The following is a 19,087-nucleotide window of genomic DNA, read 5'->3' on the forward strand; positions in this document are numbered from 1 at the left end:
GCGGAACGGCGCGCGCCGTCGCGGGCGGGCGACACAGCACGTTGTTGTGAAGGGGCTCGGATGCGCCCGCATTCGTCGCTGTTCGAGGGCACGGATCTTGCCAGCCTGAGGGCAAATGCGCCGTCTTCCGGCGTAGAATTGTCGCTAACCATCCGGCCGGGCCAGTGACCCCCTCGGCCGGCGGCGTGGGGTGCAAGGCCATGCGCATTCTGATTCTCGGCAGCGGCGTCGTCGGCACGACATCCGCCTATTATCTCTCCAGGGCCGGACACGAGGTGACGGTGCTCGACCGCCAGCCGGCGGCCGGCATGGAGACCTCCTTCGCCAATGCTGGGCAGGTCTCGCCGGGCTATTCCTCGCCCTGGGCCGGGCCGGGCATTCCGGTGAAGGCCGTCAAGTGGCTGCTCATGCACCATCGCCCGCTGGTGGTGTGGCCCGGCCTCGACCCCAAGCTCTATTTCTGGCTGGCGCGGATGCTCGCCAACTGCACCGAGGCCGCCTATCGCCGCAACAAGGCGCGCATGGTGCGCCTCGCCGAATTCAGCCGGGACGCGCTGGACGAGCTGCGCAAGGACACCGGCATCACCTATGACGAACGCACGCTCGGCACGCTCCAGCTGTTCCGCACCCAGAAGCAGCTCGACCACGTGCACACCGACACCGAGGTGCTGGATGTCCACGGCGTCCCCTACGATTTGCTTGATCCCGCAGGCTGCATCCGTGCCGAGCCGGCGCTGGCGCGCGTCCGCGGCAAGTTCGTGGGCGGCCTGAGGCTGCCGGGGGACGAGACGGGCGACGCGCACCTCTTCACCCAGCGCCTCGCCGAGATCTGCGCGCGCCAGGGCGTCACCTTCCGCTATGACGTCACCGTCGATGCGCTGCGGGAGGACGGCGGGCGCATCACCGGCGTCGCCCTGTCGGGCGGCGAGGTGCTCACGGCCGATGCCTATGTTGCGGCCATGGGCAGCTACACGCCGGCCCTGCTCGCGCCGCTGGGCATCCGCCTGCCGGTCTATCCAGTGAAGGGCTATTCCCTGACCCTGCCCATCGTCGATCCGGACGCGGCGCCGCGCTCGACCGTGATGGACGAGACCTACAAGGTGGCCATCACCCGCCTCGGCGACCGCATCCGCGTGGGCGGTACGGCGGAACTCGCCGGCTTCAACCTCTCGCTTCGCGCGCCGCGCCGGGCGACGCTGGCCTATTCGGTGGGCGATCTCTTCCCGGCCGGAGGCGACATCGAGAAGGCGACCTTCTGGACCGGCCTGCGCCCCATGACGCCGGACGGCACGCCCATCGTCGGCGCCACGCGCTTCGCCAATCTCTACACCAACACCGGCCACGGGACTTTGGGCTGGACCATGGCCTGCGGCTCGGGCCGCGTGCTCGCCGACATCATCGGCGGCCGCGCGCCGGAGATCGACACGTCGGACCTCTCCGTCGCCCGCTACGCGGAAGCCGCCTGAGGCTTCCGCTCAAGCCGGACCTTGCGCCGCCGCCGCGCCTGCGCCAAACCAGCGCGCGGAGGCGGGCATGCGTTTCATTCACACGTCTGACTGGCAATTGGGCAAGCCGTTCGGCCGCGTGCCGGAGGAGGCGCGCACCGTTCTGAGGGAGGCGCGGCTCGACGCCATCGACCGCCTCGCCGCTGCCGCGCGCGCCAACGGGGCGCCGCTGGTGCTGGTGGCCGGCGACGTGTTCGACAGTCCGGAGCCGGGAGACCGGGTCTACCGGCAGGCGCTCAACCGCATGAAGGCGCAGGCCGACGTACGCTTCCTGCTGCTGCCCGGCAACCATGATCCGTTGCGCGCCGACGGCCTGTGGAGCCGGCTGGCCGCCGACACGCCGGCGAATGTCTCGGCCCTCACCGAGGCGCGGCCGCTGGAGCTGGGCGCCGCAGACGGCGAGCAGTCCGTGCTGCTGCCGGCTCCCCTCTCCCACAAGCGCAGCGTGGCCGACCCCACCCAATGGTTCGATGGGGTGGAGACGCCTCCGGGCGCCCTGCGCATCGGGCTCGCCCACGGCTCGGTGCAGACCTTTGGCGGCGATGCCGACCCCAACCTCGTCGCCGTCGACCGCGCCCGCCGCGCCGGCCTTGCCTATCTCGCGCTCGGCGACTGGCACGGCCGGATCAGGATCGATGAGCGCACCTATTACAGCGGCACGCCCGAGCCGGACGATTTCGGCCGCGAGGTGACGGGCCTCGCGCTGCTGGTGGATGTGTCCGGCAATGCCCCGCCTGAGGTGACGGAGCTGCCCATCGGCCGCCACCACTGGCTGGAGGAGGGCTGGTCCCTTTCCGGCGCGGACGATCTCGACGCGCGCATCGCCGGCCTCGCGCCAGGCGTGGCGCGGCAGGATCTCGTCTGCCGGCTCCGGCTCTCCGGCCTCGTCACGCTGGCTGAGCGGGTGGCGGTACGCCGCCGTCTGGAGGACGAACTGGCCCACGAGGTGCGCTGGCTGGACTTGATCGCCGATGATCTCGTGACGCGGCCCACCGACACCGACCTCTCCGAGATCGACGCCCAGGGCGAGCTGCATACCGCCGCCGTGCGCCTGCGGGCGATGATGGGCGAGGGCGGGGCCGAGGGGCGGCTCGCCGCCCAGGCGCTGGAACGCCTCTATGTGGAGCAGATGCGCGCCCAAAGGGCGGGGGAAGCGTGATGCGGGTTCGTCGCCTGAGGATCGAGAATTTCCGCAAGTTCCGTGCCCCGGTAGTGGTGGACGGCTTCACCGATGGGCTGAACCTCGTCTGCGAGCCCAACGAGACCGGCAAGTCCACCGTGCTGGACGCCCTGCGCGCGGCCCTGTTCGAGCGCCACAGCGCCAAGAGCGACCGCATCCGCTCCTTCCGCCCGCAGGGCGACGAGGTGGCGCCGAGTGTGGAACTGGCCTTCGACGTGAATGGCGAGGAATGGCGCCTCACCAAGCGCTTCCTGCTCTCGCCCTCCGTGACGCTGGAGGGGCCGGAGGGGCGGTTCGCCTCCGATGCGGCCGAGGAAAAGCTGCAGGGCCTCCTCGGCTTCACCCGCGCCGGCAACCGTGGCGCCGACGACGACAGCCGCGGCGCGCTCGGTCTGCTCTGGGTGGAGCAGGGCCAGTCCTTCCTCCTCGGCAGTCCGGGCGAGACCGCCCGCCGCACGCTGGAGGAGGCTCTGGCCGGCGAGATCGGCGCCGTCACCGGCGGCCGTCGCGCCAAGGCGGTGGTGGCACAGGTGGAGAAGGCGCTGGCCGATTTCTACACCGCCACCGGCCGCTCGACCGGCAAGCTCAAGCAGGCCGACGCCGCCGAGGCGGCCGCCCGCGCCGCCGCCACCGAGCGGGCGCGGGAGCTGGAGCAGTTCGAGGGCGTGCTGGAGCAACTGGAATACAAGCGCAACGAGCGCCGCCGGCTTGTGCGCGACATCGAGGACCCCCAGACCGACGCCGATCTGAAGAAGCTCGACGAGGACATCGCCCGCGCCCGTGCCGCCGGGCAGGCGCTGGAGATCGCCACCCTCGCCGTGCGCGAGCAGTCCGCCCGCCGCAGCGCGCTGGAGGAGCGCCACGCCGTGCGCGAGAAGCTCGCGACCCAGCTTCAGGCCGCTGAGACAAAGGTGGCGGGCGCCACGGAGGCCGTGAGCACCCATGCCGAGGTGATCAGTCGCGTCCGCTCCAGCGAAAGGACGGCGGCCCTGGCGCTGGAGGCGGCCCGAACAGCCCTGCGCGAGGCGGAGACCCGGCGAGACCAGTCCGTCGCCGAGCGCGCCGCCGCCGAGCGCCGCCTTGTACTGGCCGCCGCCTTCGCCCGGCTCGACCGTGCCGAGGCCCATGCCGCGAACATTCGCGAGCGGGAAACGCGCATCGCGGCCTCGCGCATGGATGCCGCTGCCGTGGATCGCCTGCGCCAATTGGAGGACGCGGAGAGCGCCGCGCGCGCCCAGGCGGAAGCCGGCGCCGCCACGCTGACCGTGACCCTCGAGCCCGGCGCTCCGCAGATCCTCCTCGATGGGACGCCGCTGACCGAGGGCGCCATCCGCCTGAGCCGGCCGCGCAGCCTCTCCATTCCCGGCGTCGGCACCATCGCCTTCGCCCCGCCACCTTCGGGCGAGCCGGCGCTGGCGCGGCTGCGGGCGGCGCGGCGCGATCTCGCCGATTTCCTCACGGGCGTGGGCCACGACACGCCGCAGGCCGCCCGCACCGCGGGCCGGGCGCGGGCTATCGACGAGGCCGAGCTTCTGGGGCTTCGCACACGGCTCAAGGCCGAATGCCCTGCGGATGCCGCCCTCGGCATTCCCGCCGGCCTCGATCCCCTGCGCGGCGCGCTCGCTGACGTGGAGCGACCGGCGCCGGAAACCAAGGATACCGCATTCCCCGCCGCCGACGTGGAGACGCCCTATCGCGCCGCCCGCGCCGCCGAGACGGAGGCCGCCGCCCGCCGGGAGGCGGCGCTGGACAGCCTGAAGGCGGGCGAACTGAAGGAAGTCGCCCTCGCCGCCGCGCTGGAGCGGGCCGAGGCCGAGCGGGCGCGGCTCGCCTCTGATCTTGCAGCCGATCGCGCCGCGCTCGCGGACGAAGATCTCGCCGCTGCCCTGGAGGACGCGCGTGCCGCCGAGGCCCGCGCGCTGGTGGATTGCGACACCGCCCGCCGCGCTGCCGAAGGGCTGGACGCGGACGGCTTCATCCGCCGCCGCGACACGCTGCGCAAGAGGCGCGACACGCTGCAATCCCAGCTGCCCGAGCTGGCCGGCGCGGTGGCGCGGCTGGAGGAGCAGGCGCGCACGCTGGGCGGGGAAGGTCCCGCGACCCGCAAGGCAGCCGCCGACGAGGAAGCCGAGGCCGCCGCCGCCGCCCACGCCCGGCTCAAAAGCGAGGCGGACACGCTGGCGCTCCTGCTCAAGGTGCTGAAGGAGGCGCAGCAGGACGCGGCGCGGCGCTATCTTGCCCCCGTCACCCGGCGCATCGAGCCCTATGTGCGGCGCCTCCTGCCCTCCGCCAGCCTCTCCTTCGGCGAGGATCTCAAGCCCCAGCTCCTTACCCGCGCCGGCCGCGAGGAGGCGGCGGAGATGCTGAGCAAGGGCACGCAGGAGCAGATCGCCATCCTCACCCGCCTCGCCTTCGCCGATCTCCTCATCGACAAGGGCCAGCCCGCCTCGCTGGTGCTGGACGATGCCCTCGTCTTCGCCGACGACGACCGCTTCGACACCATGATGGAAATCCTCTCCGAAGCCTCCGGCCGCATGCAGGTGCTGGTGCTGAGCTGCCGGGCCTCGGCATATCGGGCCCTGTCGGCGACGCGCCTCTCGATCCGTCCTGCGTGATGCTCCCGCACCTCTCGCGACCGTTGTAGGATGGGGGCGGGAAGGGCACAGGAATGGGCGGGATCGTCACAGCGCGCGCGGGTGCGGGCCGTCCGCGGGAGCCGCGCGGCGACACATGGGGGCGCCGGTGAGCGGCCCCGTCGAGAGACTGCGTCTGTGGCTGGCGCAGGAACTTCATCTCGGCGCCATCGTGCGGGCGCTGGTGGTGATCGGTCCGCTGGTGATCGCCTATCTCCTCTCCGGCGAAGCCGCGCTGGTCAATCTCTGCCTGCTCACCGTCTCGCTGCTGATCCCGGCGCTGAAGCTGCGGCTCAGCCCGGCGGCGGTGATCGTGCAATATCTCGTCATCGTCGCCACCTTCTCGATGCTGTTCCTGGCGGCCCCGGTCCCGCCCCTGTTCGTGGTGCTGGCGGCCGTCACCGGCTTCATGGCCGCGGCCGTGACGCGTTTCGGCACGCTGATGCGGACGCTGGGCAACTGGGTGTTCATCCCCGCCGTCTACCTGGCGCTGGACATCCGCGAGGGGGCGCTGGGCGAGGCGGCGCTGTGGCAGGCGGGCATGCTGCTCGGGCTTTCCCCGGTGGGGCTCGCCCTCGTCTGCGCCATACAGGCGCTGGACGGGCGGCGGCGGACGCTGGAGCGATCCGAGATCTTCGGGCCACCCTCCGGCGACTGGCTGGTGCCGGCCGTGGCGACGGCGGCCGCGGTGTTCGCGGCGGCGCTGCTGGTGGAGATGTTCGACATCCGCGAGGGCCAGTGGCTCATCTGGTCGGCGGCGAGCGTGGTGGTGGGCGACCTTTCCGCCTCCACCGGCAAGCTCAAGCTGCGGGCCATGGGCGCGCTGGTGGGTGCGCCGCTCGGGCTGCTGATCGGGCTGGTGCTGCCGGTGAGCGACGTGGGCTATTCCTTCTGCGTGCTCGGAGCCATGCTCACGCTGATCGCGTTTTCGCGCTACGTGATCGGCTTCGGCGCGCGCTGCTTCTTCATTGCGCTCGCGGCCGCCTTTGCGGGGACGGGTAGTGGCATCGCCACCGAGCGGGTGGAGAACGTGCTCATCGGCGGTGCCTTCGGTCTCGTCGCCGTTGCCCTCGCCGAAATCGCGCGGCCGCCGCGCCGTCCGCGACCGGAGCGGCCGGCGGCGCTCTGAGGCTGGTCAAGCCCGCGCAGCGCCCGAGCGTGGCCCGTTTGGCTTCGGCAAGGCCGAGGCCAATGCCATCAGGCCACCACGTCGACCGGATCGAGCACGAAGGGAGTGCGCTCGGCGAGGTCGTTGATGTGCGCGAAGTAATTCTCGAAGTGCGGCGTCTCGCGATGGGCGGTGACGGCCGCCGCGTCCACATAAAGCTCGTCGATGACGAACCGCGTGGGCTCGGCCTGATCGCGCCAGAAGTCCCAGCGCCGGTTGCCTGGCTCGGCGCGGGTGGCGCGCGCCATGCCCGTGAGCAGCGCCTGCAACGCTTCCGCCTTGCCCGGGCGGGCGGAGAGAAGGACCACGATCTTGACCGGCGCGCTCATCTTTAGAGGTTCCTTCAGGGGGAAGAGGCCGGAAATGGGCCTCCTTCCGGCCTGAAGGTCAAGGGGGCTCCGCTACTCCGCCGCCTCGTCGAGATGCGGCACCGGGGCGAGGCGCACCGGGGCGGCGGGCTTCTCGCGCTTGCGGGTGAGCCAGCGCTGGAGCCGGACCATGTAGAGATAGACCACCGGCGTCGTGTAGAGCGTGAGCACCTGGCTCACCATGAGCCCGCCCACGATGGCGAAGCCGAGCGGACGGCGCAGCTCCGATCCGGTGCCCGTCCCCAGCATCAGCGGCAGGGCGCCGAGCAGCGCGGCCATGGTGGTCATCATGATGGGTCGGAAGCGGATGAGGCACGCTTCATAGATGGACGCTTCCGGCGACTTGCCCTCGCGCTCCCGCACCAGAGCGAAGTCGATCATCATGATCGCGTTCTTCTTCACGATGCCGATGAGCAGCAGGATGCCGATGAGGGCGATGACCGAGAGGTCATAGCCCGCCACATAGAGCACCAGCAGCGCCCCCACCCCCGCCGAGGGCAGGCTGGAGAGGATGGTCAGCGGGTGGATGAAGCTCTCATAGAGCACGCCGAGGATGATGTAGACGGCGACGATGGCGGCGAGGATCAGGTAGGGCTGGGTGCGGAGCGAGTTCTGGAACGCCTGCGCCGTACCCTGGAAGGTGCCGATCAGCGTCTGCGGCATGCCGGCTTCCTGCTCCGCCTGCTTGATGGCGTCCACCGCCTGCCCCAGCGCGACACCCGGCGCGAGGTTGAAGGAGAGCGTCACCGCCGGGAACTGGCCCTGGTGGGAGATGGAGAGATAGGCGGTCTTCGAATTGTCCACCTTCACGAAGGCGGAGAGCGGGATCTCCTCGCCCGTGCGCGGGGAGCGGACATAGACCTTGTCCAGCGCGCCGGGGTCTGTCTGGAGCTTGGGATCGACCTCCAGGATCACGTGGTATTGCGAGAGCTGGGTGAAGTATTGCGCCACCTGCCGCTGGCCGAAGGCGTCATAGAGCGTGTCGTCGATCACCATCGGCAGGATGCCGAAGCGGGCGGCGGTGTCGCGGTCGATGGTGAGGGAGACGGTGGGCGCGTTGGTCTGCTGGTCGGTGGCGACGTCGGTCAGTTCCGGCAGCGATTTCAGCTTGGCCAGCATGCGCGGGCCCCAGGCGTTCAGCTCGTCGAGATTGGCGTCCTGCAATGTGTATTGATACTGGGTGCGGGAGGTGCGCCCACCTACGTTGATGTCCTGCGAGGCCTGGAGGAATAGGGCGATGCCCTCCACCTTGGCGAGCTGTGGCCTCAGTCGGTGGATCACCTCGTCGGCGGTCACGTCGCGCTCGCTCCTCGGCTTCAGGGTGATCCAGACGCGGCCGGTGTTGATGGTCTGCGAGCCGCCGGTGGCGCCCACCGAGCCGGAGACGTTCTCGATGGCGGGGTCGCGCGCCACGATGTCGAGCAGCGCCATCTGCTTGCTCGTCATGGCCGAGAAGGAGATGTCCTGCGCCGCCTCGGAGAAGCCCTGGATGAAGCCGGTGTCCTGCTGCGGGAAGAAGCCTTTGGGAATGGCCACATAGAGCCAGCCGGTGGCGGCGACGGTGGCGAGGAGGCTCATCAGGGTGAGGAACTGGTGCTTCAGCACCCACTTCAGGCCGGTGTCATAGACCTTCAGCATCCCGTCGAAGAAGGCTTCCGCCGCCATGTAGGCGCGCCCGTGCTTCACGCCGTGTTCGTTCTTGAGGAACAGGGAGCACATCATGGGCGTCAGCGTCAGCGACACCACCACCGAGACGAGGATGGTGATGGTGACGGTGACGGCGAACTCGCGCAAAAGGCGTCCGACGATGCCGCCCATGAGCAGCACGGGGATGAACACCGCCACCAGCGACAGGCTGATGGAGATGATGGTGAAGCCGATCTCGCCCGCCCCCTTCAGCGCCGCATCGAACGGGCGCATGCCTTCCTCGATGTAGCGATAGATGTTCTCCAGCATCACGATGGCATCGTCGACGACGAAGCCCACCGCGATGGTGAGGGCCATGAGGGAGAGATTGTCGAGGCTGTAGCCCACCACATACATCACCGCGAAGGTGCCGATGAGCGCCATGGGCACGGTGACGCTCGGGATGATGGTGGCCCAGAGGCTGCGCAGGAAGGCGAAGATCACCGCCACCACCAGCGCGATGGTGATGAGCATGGTGAGCTGCACGTCGTCCACCGAGGCGCGGATGGTCTCGGTGCGATCGCCGATGATCTTCACCGTGATGCCGGGGGGGAGCGACGCTTCCAGCCGCGGGATGGCCGCCTTCACCCGGTCCACCGCATCGATGACGTTGGCACCGGGCTGCTTGAACACGATGAGCTGGATGCCGCGCTTGCCGTTCTGCCAGGAAGCGAGGCGGGCGTTCTCCGGCCCGTCCACCGCGCGGCCGATGTCGCGGATGCGCACCGGCGCGCCGTTTTTGTAGGCGACCACCACCTCGTTCCAGGGCAGGGCAGTGAGCAACTGGTCGTCGGCATAGATGGTGAAGCCCTGCGCCGGCCCGTCGAAGCTGCCCTTGGGCTGGTCCACGGTCGCGGCGGCGAGCACCGCGCGCACGTCTTCCAGGCTCATGCCGAGAGCCGCGATCTTGGCGGGGTCCACCTGCACCCGCACCGCCGGCTTCTGCTCGCCGGTGATCGCCACCTGCGCGATGCCCGGAATCTGGCTCATCTGCTGGGCGAGGATGGTGTCGGCCGCGTCGTCGAGCTTGGTGAGGGGATGGAGATCCGACTGGACGGACAGGATGAGGATGGGCGCGTCCGCCGGATTGACCTTTCGGAAGGTGGGCGGGCTCGGCAGGTTCTTGGGCAACTGGCCAGACGCCGCGTTGATCGCGGACTGCACGTCCTGCGCGGCGGCATCGATGCTGCGGCCGAGATCGAACTGGATGGTGATGGAGGCGACGCCCAGCGCGCTGGTGGAGGTCATCTGCGTCACGCCGGCGATCTGGCTGAACTGCCGCTCCAGCGGCGTCGCGACGGAGGATGCCATGGTCTCGGGGCTGGCGCCCGGTAGGCTCGCGGAGACCTGGATGGTCGGGAAGTCCACCTGCGGCAGGGGTGCCACGGGCAGCAGCGGATAGGCCACGAGGCCGACCAGCAGCAGCGCCGCCATCAGCAGCGTGGTGGCGATGGGCCGCCGGATGAATGGCGCTGAGACGTTCATGCCGGCGCTCCCACCGACACGCTCTTCGCAGGTGGCGCGGCAGGCGGCGGACGCAGGGTGATGCGGGCGCCGGGGGTGAGCTTGTACTGGCCGTCGATCACCACCTGATCGCCCGCTGCCAGCCCCGTGGCGATGGAGGCGGTGCCGGCGCTGATCCCGCTCGTGGTGACGGCACGCTTCTCCACCGTGTCGTCCGGCTTCACCACATAGACATAGAAGCCGTCCGGCCCGCGCTGGATCGCCTGCGCGGGGATGGTGACGACGTCGTGGTGGGTGTCCAGCAGCACCTTCACGTTCACGAAGGCACCGGGCCAGAGCTTGAGGTCGTCGTTCGGGAACATGGCCTTGATGCGCAGCGTGCCGGTGTCGGAGCTGATCTGGTTGTCGATCAGCGCCACCGTGCCTTCGCCCACCTTCGTCACGCCGTCGCGGCGGAAGGCGAGGGCCGAGACCGGGCCGCGCGCCAGCGCCGCCTGCATGTCGTCGAAGCGGTCCTGCGGCAGGGTGAAGACGACGGCAACGGGCTTCAGCTGGGTGATGACCACCAGCCCGCCCTCGTCGTTGGCATGGACGATGTTGCCCTCGTCCACTAGCCGCACGCCGGTGCGGCCGGAGATGGGCGCGCGGATGGTGGTGTAGTCGAGCTGGATCTGGGCATTGTCGATGGCCGCCTCGTCGCCCGCGATCTGCGCCTGATACTGGGCGACCAGCGCGCTCTGGGTATCGAGCTGCTGCTGGGACGCCGCCTGCTTGGGCACCAGAACCTTGTATCGGTCGTAGTCCGCCTTGGCGTTGGCGAGGAGGGCCTCGTCCTTGGCCCGCGCCGCCTTGGCCTGGGCGAGGGCGGCGGCGAAGGGGCGCTGGTCGATCTGGGCGAGGATGTCGCCCGCCTTCACCTCCTGCCCCTCCTTGAACACCACCTTGGTCAGCTCGCCGTCGACGCGGACCTTCACGGTGATGGTGTTGGAGGCCTGCACCGTGCCGATGCCCTCGCCATAGACCGGCACGTCCTCCACCTTCACCGCCGTGGCGATGACCGGGATGGGCGGGGGTGGTGCCTTGGGCTTCGGCGCCTGCGCTGCGGCTCCGACCAGTCCCTGCTGCCAGGCGACGGCACCGGCGACGACGATCAATGAAATGACGAAGGGGAAGACACGCATCAGGCCGTCCTGCGGCAATAGTCGATGCCCCCTTCAACACCCCCACGGCCAGAACCCTGCGCGCATTGCAGCAAAGCTCACGTCTCTGTGATGAGCTGGTCGGAGCGCAGGGTTTGCCGGCCTTGGGTGTTCAAATGCCAGCGTCCGGGCAGCGGGGAACGGTGGCCGAGGCTGCCGCGACAGACAATCCGGCGGCGATGGACTTGAAGGGAGTTCGCATCATGGTGCCATGTTGCGGGCGGAACGGGCCGGGACACAGGCGGGCAGTTGGACGCGCATGCGCGAGCCGAGCGACGAGGAACTCATGTCGGCCATCGCCGCCGGCGATGAAGCCGCGTTCCGCGCGCTCTGCCAGCGCTATGCGGTGCGGGCCGTCGCCTTCGCCCGGCGCTTCGTGGGCAACGGCAGCGACGCGGAAGACATCGCCCAGGAGGCCCTGCTGCGGGTCTGGCGGGCGGCGCCCCGCTGGCGGCCGGATGCGGCCTTCGGCACCTGGTTCTACCGCATCGTCATCAATCTGTGCCTCAATGTCCGCCGCCGCCTGCCGTTCTTCGGCCTCGACGTGGCCGGCGAGCGGGCTGATCCGGCGCCCGACGCGCTCGCCGTCATGGAGCGGCAGGAGGAGGACCGGGCCTTGCTCGCCGCGGTCGCTGCGCTTCCCGAACGGCAGCGGGTGGCCATATTGCTTACCTATTGGGAGGGGTTCTCCAACGCCCACGCTGCGGAGATTCTCGGCACCTCGGTTTCCGGCGTGGAGACGCTGCTCGTCCGCGCCCGGCGCAGCCTGCGCCTGAGCCTCGGTGCCGCACAAAAAGAAGGACAGGGCGATGACACGTGAGGAATTCGAGCACCTCTTGATCCGCCACGGCACGGATGTCGCGCTGTGGCCGCCTGCGTCCCGCATTGCCGCCGAGGCGTTGCTCGCGACAGACGTGGCGGCGCGGGGGCTGCTGGCCGGCGAGATCGCGCTGGAGCCGCGGCTCGCCGGCGCAGCGCGACTTGCGAGCGAGGCGGACATGCGGCCGGCGCGGCGTGTCACGCTCGCGCTCGCCAACGCGCCGCTGCCGCGCCAGTCCCGCCGCCACCCGGTGCTCTGGCTGCCGGACTGGCTCATCGCGCTCGATCTGCGGCCGGCCTGGCCAAGCATTGCCGCGCTCGCCGGCATGGCGCTGCTCGGCTTCATGGTGGGGTCGAGCGACACGCTCGTCAGCATCGGCCCGGCCGCGCGGGCGGGCGTGACCACCGATGTCAGCGCGGTGGTGTTCGAGCCGGGACCCATCGGTGAGGGCGTGCTGTGAGCCCCTTGTCGCGCCCGCTATCCGGCTTTTCGGGACTCGCCTCCGCGCCGCGGCGCCTGCTGATCGCCTCCCTCGCGCTCAACCTGTTCTTCGCGGGTGTGGCGCTGGCTGTGGTGATGCGTGCGCCGCACAAGCCCGTCTTCCTGCCCGCCCCCAATGTGGAGGACCGCAGTCCGCGGGTGCGCATCGACCGGCTGGCGGCGACCCTCCCCATGGCCGACGCCCGTCTTCTGCTGGCCCGCTTCGCCGCCGCCAACGGACGGCTGGTGGACGCCGAGGCGGCCTCCCGCGCGGCGCAGGAGCGCGCCCGCGAGACCTTCCTTGCGAGGCCCTTCGATCCGGCGGCGGCGCGGGCCGCATTGTCCGGCCTGCGCGACGCCCGCAGGGAAGTCTGGTCCATCGTTCACGACGTCATCATCGACGCGGCCGGGCAGATGTCGCCCGAAGGCAGCGCCCGCATCGCCGCTTGGGTACCACCCGTGCCGCCCGACGAGCCTGCGCGATAGGGCAGACACGGGAGCCGTGCCGGCCCCGGGAGCGCCACGAAGCATTGAGCCGGCAACGTTTTACGCCTGTCGCCCCGACAGATGGGGACGCGACCAAGCGCCGCTTGGCCTGCGCGTCGCAACAGATTAGATCAACTCCAATCTGCGGCCCGCTCCCCTGCGCCGTAGCCTGTCCCGCGCCGATCCGTTCCTTCCAGAAGGTATCGCCATGAAGCCTCTGCACCGCGAAAACCACCTGATCGAACGCATCGGCTGGCTGCGCGCCGCCGTCCTCGGTGCCAATGACGGCATCATCTCGACCGCCAGCCTCATGGTAGGCGTCGCGGCGGCCTCGACCAATTCGTCGGAAATCCTCGTCGCGGGCGTGGCGAGCCTTGTCGCCGGCGCCATGTCCATGGCGGCGGGCGAATACGTCTCGGTGAGCTCGCAGGCCGACACCGAGAATGCCGACCTGCAGAAGGAGCGGCGCGAGCTCGCCGAAGATCCCGAAAGCGAGCTGGCCGAGCTGACGCAGATCTATGTGCGGCGCGGCGTCGAGCCGGCGCTGGCGCGGCAGGTGGCCGAGCAGATGACGGCAAAGGATGCCTTCACCGCCCACGCCCGTGACGAACTGGGGCTGGCCGAGCATGTGGTTGCGCGCCCCATCCAGGCGGCCCTGACATCGGCGGTGACCTTCGCGCTGGGCGCGGCGATCCCGCTCGTCATCTCGCTGGTGGCGCCCACCGCCCAGATCGCGCCGATTGTCTCGGGTGGATCGCTGGTCTGCCTTGCGGTGCTCGGCGCGCTCGGTGCGCGGGCGGGCGGCGCGGACATCTGGAAGCCGACCATCCGCGTGACCTTCTGGGGCGCCATCGCCATGGCCGCGACGGCGGCCATCGGCACGCTGGTGGGTCACGCGGTCTGACCGGACCGACCTCGCACAAGTGCCGCTGCCGGGCCTATTCGCCCGCCAGCGGCCTGTTCCTGTGATGCCATGCGGCGGGCAGCCTACGGGGAGAGCTCCTCCAGAACCCGGCCCTTCGTCTCGATGGCGAAGAACATGGTGACGAGTGCGCCCACCACGAGGACACCGGCGAAGGTGGCAAACACATACTGGATGCCCGCCGCGCCCATGATGGTGCCGACCACGATGGGGCCGGCCGAGGAGCCGAGCCGCAGCCACGCGCTGCCGAGGCCGGTCCCGATGGCCCGAAGGCGCGTCGGGTAGAGTTCCGCCGAGTAGAGGTAGAGCGAAAAGGTGATGGTCTGCACGATCGCATAGGCGAGGCCAGCGAGGACCAGGACCTCGGTCGGGGAGGTCGCCCCCATCCACGCCAAGGCCAGCAGCGGGATCGGTGCCGCGAGGAAGGCGAAGGTATACCAGCGCTTGCGGCCGACCTTGTCGATCAGCAGGGCGCAGGCGATGGACGCTACCACGCCGGCCACCGAGGTCAGGAGGCCGTAGAGCAGCGCCGTTTCCAGCGGCAGGTTGAAGGTCTGCCGGTAGAGGGTGGGCAGCCAGGCGATCATGCCGTTGGCCACGAGGTAGGAGCAGAACCACATGGACCAGATGGTGAGCGTGCGCCGGCGATAGATGCCGGAGAACAGCTCCCGGATGCCCGAACGCTCGACCGGCTTCATGGCCACCGGCTTCGGATCGGCCAGCACATGGCCTTGGGCGGTGGCGCTGTGTTCCAGGTCCGACACGATCCTGTCGGCCTCCGCATAGCGGCCCTTGGCGGCGAGCCAGCGCGGCGATTCCTTCATGAAGAAGCGCAGCGGGATGAGGATGGCGGCGGGCACGATCCCGACGAGGAACATGGCCTGCCAGCCATAGACCGGCACCAATGCGCGGGCGATGAGGCCGGCCCCGACGAGGCCGAACAGGAACATCACCTCATAGAGCAGGAAGAAGCGGCCGCGCCCCTTCGAGCCGATATATTCATTGATGTAGGCGCTCGCCACCGGCACCTCGCCGCCGGTACCGATGCCCTGGATGAAGCGGAAGGCCATCATGGAGGCCGCGCCCCAGGCGAACAGGCAGGCGATGTCCATGCTGACGAACAGCAGGATGGTGAAGAGCAGCACGGAGAGGCGGCCGATGCGCTCGGCCAGCCAGCCGAAGAAGACCGCGCCGATGAGCTGCCCGAGGTAGCCCATGGAAAGGATCATGCCCGTCTGTTCGGGCTTGAGACCCCACTCGCGCACCAGCACCGGCATGGCATAGGCGATGGCGATGACGGTGTAGCCATCGAAGAAGGTGGCGGCGCCGATGATGTTGCGGGTCCAGAACACGCGTCGGGTGATCGGGAGCCGTTCGAGGCGGGCGCTGATGTCGGCTTGGCGCTCGGCATCTCTGCGCAAGTCGGTTGCCCCGCTAGCACCGAGGTGCCGCGGCGTCTGCATGAGCATTGGGTTTCCTCCAGGGATGATCTTGGTTTTTCTTTTTGCCGGTGGCCAGAGGCGCCCGGATTTGGCGCGTCCCGGCCTGGAGCCGGGACGCGCTTGTCACCCGCTAGGGGCGGAGGCGGCATGGGCCGCCTCCGGAAACGTGAGACTCAGGCTGCGAGGGCGTCGGCGACCACGGTGAGACCGGAGGCCTTCACCGCCGCGCGGATCTCGGCGTCGGCTGCCTCGCCGAGGGGCTTCAGGGGCTCGCGGATGTTCACGTTGTCGATGAGGCCGCGGGCGCGCAGCGCATGCTTGAGCGCGACGGTGCCCTCCATGTGCGAGCCGCGATGGTAGACGGCGCGGGTCACGGGCAGGAGCTGCTCGTGATACTTGCGGGCGAGGGTGTATTCCTGCGCCTTGCCGGCCTTGAGGTATTCGATGAGCAGCTCGGGTGCCATGTTGCCGTAGCCGACCAGAAGGCCGTCCACGTCGAACATGGTGGGCAGCAGCCACTCGTCGTGGCAGGACATGACGGCGAGGTTCGGGAATGCCTTCTTGAGGGCGGGGATTTCATCGTACCAGCGCTTCATGTCGCGCACGCCGTTCTTGGTGGCGGTCACGCCCGGAATGGCGGCGATCTCGAGCTGGGTATCAAGGTCGTAATTGGCCTTCGTCACGGCCGGATATTGGAACAGGATGCACTCGAGGCCGGACTGGGCGATGGCCTTGTAGCGGTCCTGCGGGGCACCCTTCTGGTAGCCGAAGCGCAGCCAGCCGTGGTTCGGGTACACGAGCGCGCCGCTCGCGCCGGCGTCGAACTTCTTCTTCGCCTCGATCTCGGCGACCTTGGTGCCTTCACCGGTGATGCCGGCGATGACGGGGAGCGGGGTCGCGTCCTTGTAGACGCGGATCAGCTCGATCTGCTCGTCGAAGGTCAGGAAGGTGCCCTCGCCGGCATGGCCGAGGATGACGAGGCTCTTCACACCGGGAATGGCGGCCAGCCACTTGGCGAGGCGGGCGTTGCCGTCGAAGTCGACGTCGCCGTTGGCCTTGAAGAGGGTGACGGGGGCGGGGTTCAGGCCCTTCCAGTCGATAGCCATGGTTCGAGTTCCTTCCTTGGGATCGTTCAGACCGAAAATCCGGTCCCGCTTCCTCCGACCCGCAGCTTTTGTTGGATCGTTAGCGGGAACGTTCCCATAATTGCCCTTGTGTCCGTCTCCTGTCAATCGCTAACCTGTCGCCTAATGCCGGATCGAAGGACACAAGCCGTTGAACGATGACGAACCGCACGAGCGGCAGGGACGCGTCACCATCCTTGACGTGGCGGCTGCAGCGGGTGTGTCCAAGTCGACCGTCTCGCGCATCCTCGACGAGCGCCTGCCGCGCTCGGAGAATGCGACCGCCCGGCGGGTGCGGCAGGTGGCGGAAAGCCTCGGCTATGTCCGCGACGTCTCCGCCGCGAGCCTCAGGCGCGGCCAGACCAACACCATCGGCGTCATCGTTCCCCGGCTGACGGACACGGTGATGGCCATGCTCTACGAGGCGCTGGCCCGCGCCTGCACCCGCACCGGCCAGTTCGCCATCGTCGCCACCACCGACGACGAGCCGCGCGCCGACCGCAAGGCGGCGCAGACGCTGCTCCAGCGGGGCGTCGACGGCCTCGTCCTGTCCACCGCCCGCGAAGGCGACGATTTCGCCCAGGAACTCGCCGACCGCGGCGTGCCCTATGTGCTCGCGCTGCGCAGCGACGGGCGCAGCCTCGCCTCGGTGGGCGACGACCGGCTGGGGGGATATCTCGCCACGCGGCACTTGATCGATCTCGGCCACCGCCGCATCGGTCTCATCGCCGGCCCGGCCTATGCGTCCAGCAGCCGGGGACGCGTGGAGGGATACAGGCAGGCGCTCGCGGAGGCCCGCATCCCCGATGATCCGGCGCTCGTGGTCGAATCCACCTTCGGCATCGATTCGGGGGCGGATGCGGCCGAGCGGCTGATGAGCGCGGCCGAGCCGCCCACGGCGCTCTTCGCGGTCAACGACAACACCGCCATCGGCGCCCTCTCGACGCTCGCCCGGCTCGGTCTCTCGGTGCCCGGCGACGTCTCGGTCGTGGGCTACAACGATATTCCCATCGTCAGCCGCCTGCCCACGCCGCTCACCTCCGTGCGCGTGCCGTTCGACCAGATCGCCGCCGATGCGCTGGACCTGCTGATGCGAGGCCCCGTGACGCGCGCCGATCGCCTGCGCATCGCCGCCCCCACCCTGATCCCCCGCCAATCGACGGCCACCCCGGCCCAGACTCGCTCCGGCACTTCCGGCCGCCGCGGTCCGGAAAGCCGACCATCGGCGCGGTAGCGCGCCGGTCCCGACCTGATGCGGGGCGGCCCCGGGATGTGCCTCCGCGAAGCCAGGGGATGCGACGGCCAATTCCTCTTGCCGCTGCGGCACATATCGCGGGCGCGAATTCCCCGGCATCATCGCGGCATGGCCGATTCCTCCGTTCCACCCCGTCCGCCCCGCCCGCGCAACCCGTTGCGGGTCGCCCTGCGCTTTGCTTTCCGGGTGGTGGTCGGGATCGTCATCCTGCTCGACGAGCTGGTCCGTCCGCTCTATCGGCCGCTGCTGGACTGGCTCGCCGCGCTGAAGCTGGTGCAGCGGTTCGAGGCGTGGGTTGGCGGCCTGCCGGCCTATGCCGTGCTGGTGCTCATCGCCGTGCCCTACGGCGTGGTGGAGCCGGTGAAGTTCCTGGCGCTCATCCATATCGCCAATGGCCATGTCCGCACCGGCACGTTCCTGTTCCTGCTGGCGCATCTGGTGAGTTTCGTCCTCATCGAGCGCATCTTCACCGCCGGCAAGGCCCAGCTGATGACGGTCCGGTGGATGGCCTATGTCATCGAGACGGCGGCTTCCGTGCATCGCTCGGTGTCGGAATGGTTGAGGCTCGCCGAGCTGAAGCGGCGGGTGCGGGCGCTGTGGCGCTGGGCGCGGCTGCGCTTGCGCTAGACACGGGCGCATCCGCGGCCATGATGGCCGCCAGATGTATTCACAGGAGACGCGATGACGAGCGACGCGATTCCCGCCGCCATGCTGGAGGAGGCTTACGCCGCCATCGACGCGGCCAACGCCGCCGATCCCGCACAGGTGGAGGTGGACGGCCGGAGCGTGCCGGCGGCGGTGCTCTACGGGCAACGGATGACGCAGGTGCTCGCCCGTTTCAGGCCCGATGCTTCCGACGCGCTCAAGATCGCCGCGCGCGGCCAGCACATCGAGCGCTTCACCATCCCGCGCGAGACCTATCCGGCGGGCAAGGCGGGCTATTTCCGCTGGCGCACGGAGCTGAAAAACGTCCACGAGCGGCGCATCTCCGAGATCCTGCGCGGCCTCGGCCTCGCGCCGGACTTCGCCGAGCGCGTGGGCAAGATCGTCCGCAAGGACCGGCTGAAGCAGGATGCCGATATGCAGGTGCTGGAGGATGTGGCGGTGCTCGTCTTCCTCACCCACGAGCTGGACGCTTTCCTCGTGAAGCACCGCCCGGAGCCGGCGAAGGTGGCCGGCATCCTCGCCAAGACCTGGGGCAAGATGTCCGAGGAGGGCCACGCCGCCGCCCTCGCTCTGAACCTGCCGCAGGAGGTGGTGGACCTGCTCCATCAAGGCCTCGCCGCGCGGGCGAATGCGGAAGACTGAATGTCCGTCCCCGCCTAGGCTCTTCGGCAACCGGCGCCCCGCCTGAG

General features: G+C 69.6%; 16 protein-coding genes. 11 read left to right on the forward strand and 5 right to left on the reverse strand.

Annotation, left to right across the window (positions count from 1 at the left end):
* Positions 1-185 precede the first annotated feature (185 nt).
* The 4 genes from EJ105_RS21235 (at position 186) to EJ105_RS21250 (ending at position 6,447) form a co-directional block, all read left to right on the forward strand.
* Positions 186-1,466, forward strand: a complete 1,281-nt coding sequence (locus tag EJ105_RS21235; protein ID WP_347881337.1) for a D-amino acid dehydrogenase — start codon at positions 186-188, stop codon at positions 1,464-1,466.
* Positions 1,467-1,533: 67 nt separating this feature from the next.
* Positions 1,534-2,664: a metallophosphoesterase family protein gene (locus EJ105_RS21240; protein WP_250167899.1), complete on the forward strand. Its 1,131-nt coding sequence runs from the start codon at positions 1,534-1,536 to the stop codon at positions 2,662-2,664.
* Positions 2,664-5,300 carry an AAA family ATPase gene (locus EJ105_RS21245; protein ID WP_250167900.1) on the forward strand — a complete coding sequence of 879 codons (2,637 nt, stop codon included), beginning with the start codon at positions 2,664-2,666 and terminating at the stop codon, positions 5,298-5,300. Before EJ105_RS21240 ends, EJ105_RS21245 begins: the two co-directional genes overlap by 1 nt.
* Before the next feature lie 127 nt (positions 5,301-5,427).
* Positions 5,428-6,447, forward strand: coding sequence for an FUSC family protein (locus EJ105_RS21250; protein ID WP_250167901.1), 1,020 nt, complete (start codon positions 5,428-5,430; stop codon positions 6,445-6,447).
* Positions 6,448-6,515: 68 nt separating this feature from the next.
* Here the strand turns inward: EJ105_RS21250 and EJ105_RS21255 are convergent, their stop codons facing one another.
* The 3 genes from EJ105_RS21255 to EJ105_RS21265 all read right to left on the reverse strand — a co-directional run bounded on the left by EJ105_RS21255 (position 6,516) and on the right by EJ105_RS21265 (position 11,185).
* The gene (locus tag EJ105_RS21255) at positions 6,516-6,815 is read right to left on the reverse strand and encodes a putative quinol monooxygenase (protein ID WP_024280598.1); all 300 of its coding nucleotides are present in this window, start codon (positions 6,813-6,815) and stop codon (positions 6,516-6,518) included.
* 72 nt (positions 6,816-6,887) lie between these two features.
* Complete coding sequence (locus tag EJ105_RS21260) at positions 6,888-10,025, reverse strand: multidrug efflux RND transporter permease subunit (RefSeq protein ID WP_250167902.1); 3,138 nt, start codon at positions 10,023-10,025, stop codon at positions 6,888-6,890.
* On the reverse strand, positions 10,022-11,185 hold the full coding sequence (locus EJ105_RS21265) for an efflux RND transporter periplasmic adaptor subunit (RefSeq protein WP_250167903.1): 1,164 nt from the start codon (positions 11,183-11,185) through the stop codon (positions 10,022-10,024). The genes EJ105_RS21260 and EJ105_RS21265 overlap by 4 nt, the downstream gene beginning before the upstream one ends.
* Positions 11,186-11,462: 277 nt before the next feature.
* On the opposite strand from EJ105_RS21265, the gene EJ105_RS21270 reads away from it, so the two are divergent.
* From EJ105_RS21270 to EJ105_RS21285, 4 genes are all read left to right on the forward strand, one after another.
* Positions 11,463-12,023: a sigma-70 family RNA polymerase sigma factor gene (locus EJ105_RS21270; RefSeq protein WP_250167904.1), complete on the forward strand. Its 561-nt coding sequence runs from the start codon at positions 11,463-11,465 to the stop codon at positions 12,021-12,023.
* A complete protein-coding gene (locus tag EJ105_RS21275; RefSeq protein WP_250167905.1) occupies positions 12,013-12,483 on the forward strand; it encodes a hypothetical protein in 471 nt (156 codons plus the stop codon). Before EJ105_RS21270 ends, EJ105_RS21275 begins: the two co-directional genes overlap by 11 nt.
* A gap of 5 nt (positions 12,484-12,488) precedes the next feature.
* A complete protein-coding gene (locus EJ105_RS21280) occupies positions 12,489-12,989 on the forward strand; it encodes a periplasmic heavy metal sensor (protein ID WP_197024078.1) in 501 nt (166 codons plus the stop codon).
* Positions 12,990-13,197: 208 nt separating this feature from the next.
* Positions 13,198-13,893, forward strand: a complete 696-nt coding sequence (locus tag EJ105_RS21285) for a VIT1/CCC1 transporter family protein (RefSeq protein ID WP_250167906.1) — start codon at positions 13,198-13,200, stop codon at positions 13,891-13,893.
* 83 nt (positions 13,894-13,976) lie between these two features.
* On the opposite strand, the gene EJ105_RS21290 is transcribed toward EJ105_RS21285, so the two are convergent.
* Both EJ105_RS21290 and EJ105_RS21295 read right to left on the reverse strand, forming a co-directional pair.
* Positions 13,977-15,332: an MFS transporter gene (locus EJ105_RS21290; RefSeq protein WP_250167907.1), complete on the reverse strand. Its 1,356-nt coding sequence runs from the start codon at positions 15,330-15,332 to the stop codon at positions 13,977-13,979.
* 194 nt (positions 15,333-15,526) lie between these two features.
* Positions 15,527-16,459 carry a dihydrodipicolinate synthase family protein gene (locus tag EJ105_RS21295; RefSeq protein ID WP_250167908.1) on the reverse strand — a complete coding sequence of 311 codons (933 nt, stop codon included), beginning with the start codon at positions 16,457-16,459 and terminating at the stop codon, positions 15,527-15,529.
* A gap of 169 nt (positions 16,460-16,628) precedes the next feature.
* On the opposite strand from EJ105_RS21295, the gene EJ105_RS21300 reads away from it, so the two are divergent.
* The 3 genes from EJ105_RS21300 (at position 16,629) to EJ105_RS21310 (ending at position 19,040) form a co-directional block, all read left to right on the forward strand.
* A complete protein-coding gene (locus EJ105_RS21300) occupies positions 16,629-17,711 on the forward strand; it encodes a LacI family DNA-binding transcriptional regulator (RefSeq protein ID WP_250167909.1) in 1,083 nt (360 codons plus the stop codon).
* Between the two features lie 129 nt (positions 17,712-17,840).
* A complete protein-coding gene (locus tag EJ105_RS21305; RefSeq protein ID WP_250167910.1) occupies positions 17,841-18,359 on the forward strand; it encodes a hypothetical protein in 519 nt (172 codons plus the stop codon).
* Between the two features lie 54 nt (positions 18,360-18,413).
* Positions 18,414-19,040, forward strand: a complete 627-nt coding sequence (locus tag EJ105_RS21310) for a DUF4202 domain-containing protein (protein ID WP_250167911.1) — start codon at positions 18,414-18,416, stop codon at positions 19,038-19,040.
* Positions 19,041-19,087 lie beyond the last annotated feature (47 nt).

The sequence above is a fragment of the Xanthobacter aminoxidans genome (genome assembly GCF_023571765.1).
In the GTDB taxonomy this organism is placed as follows: domain Bacteria; phylum Pseudomonadota; class Alphaproteobacteria; order Rhizobiales; family Xanthobacteraceae; genus Xanthobacter; species Xanthobacter aminoxidans.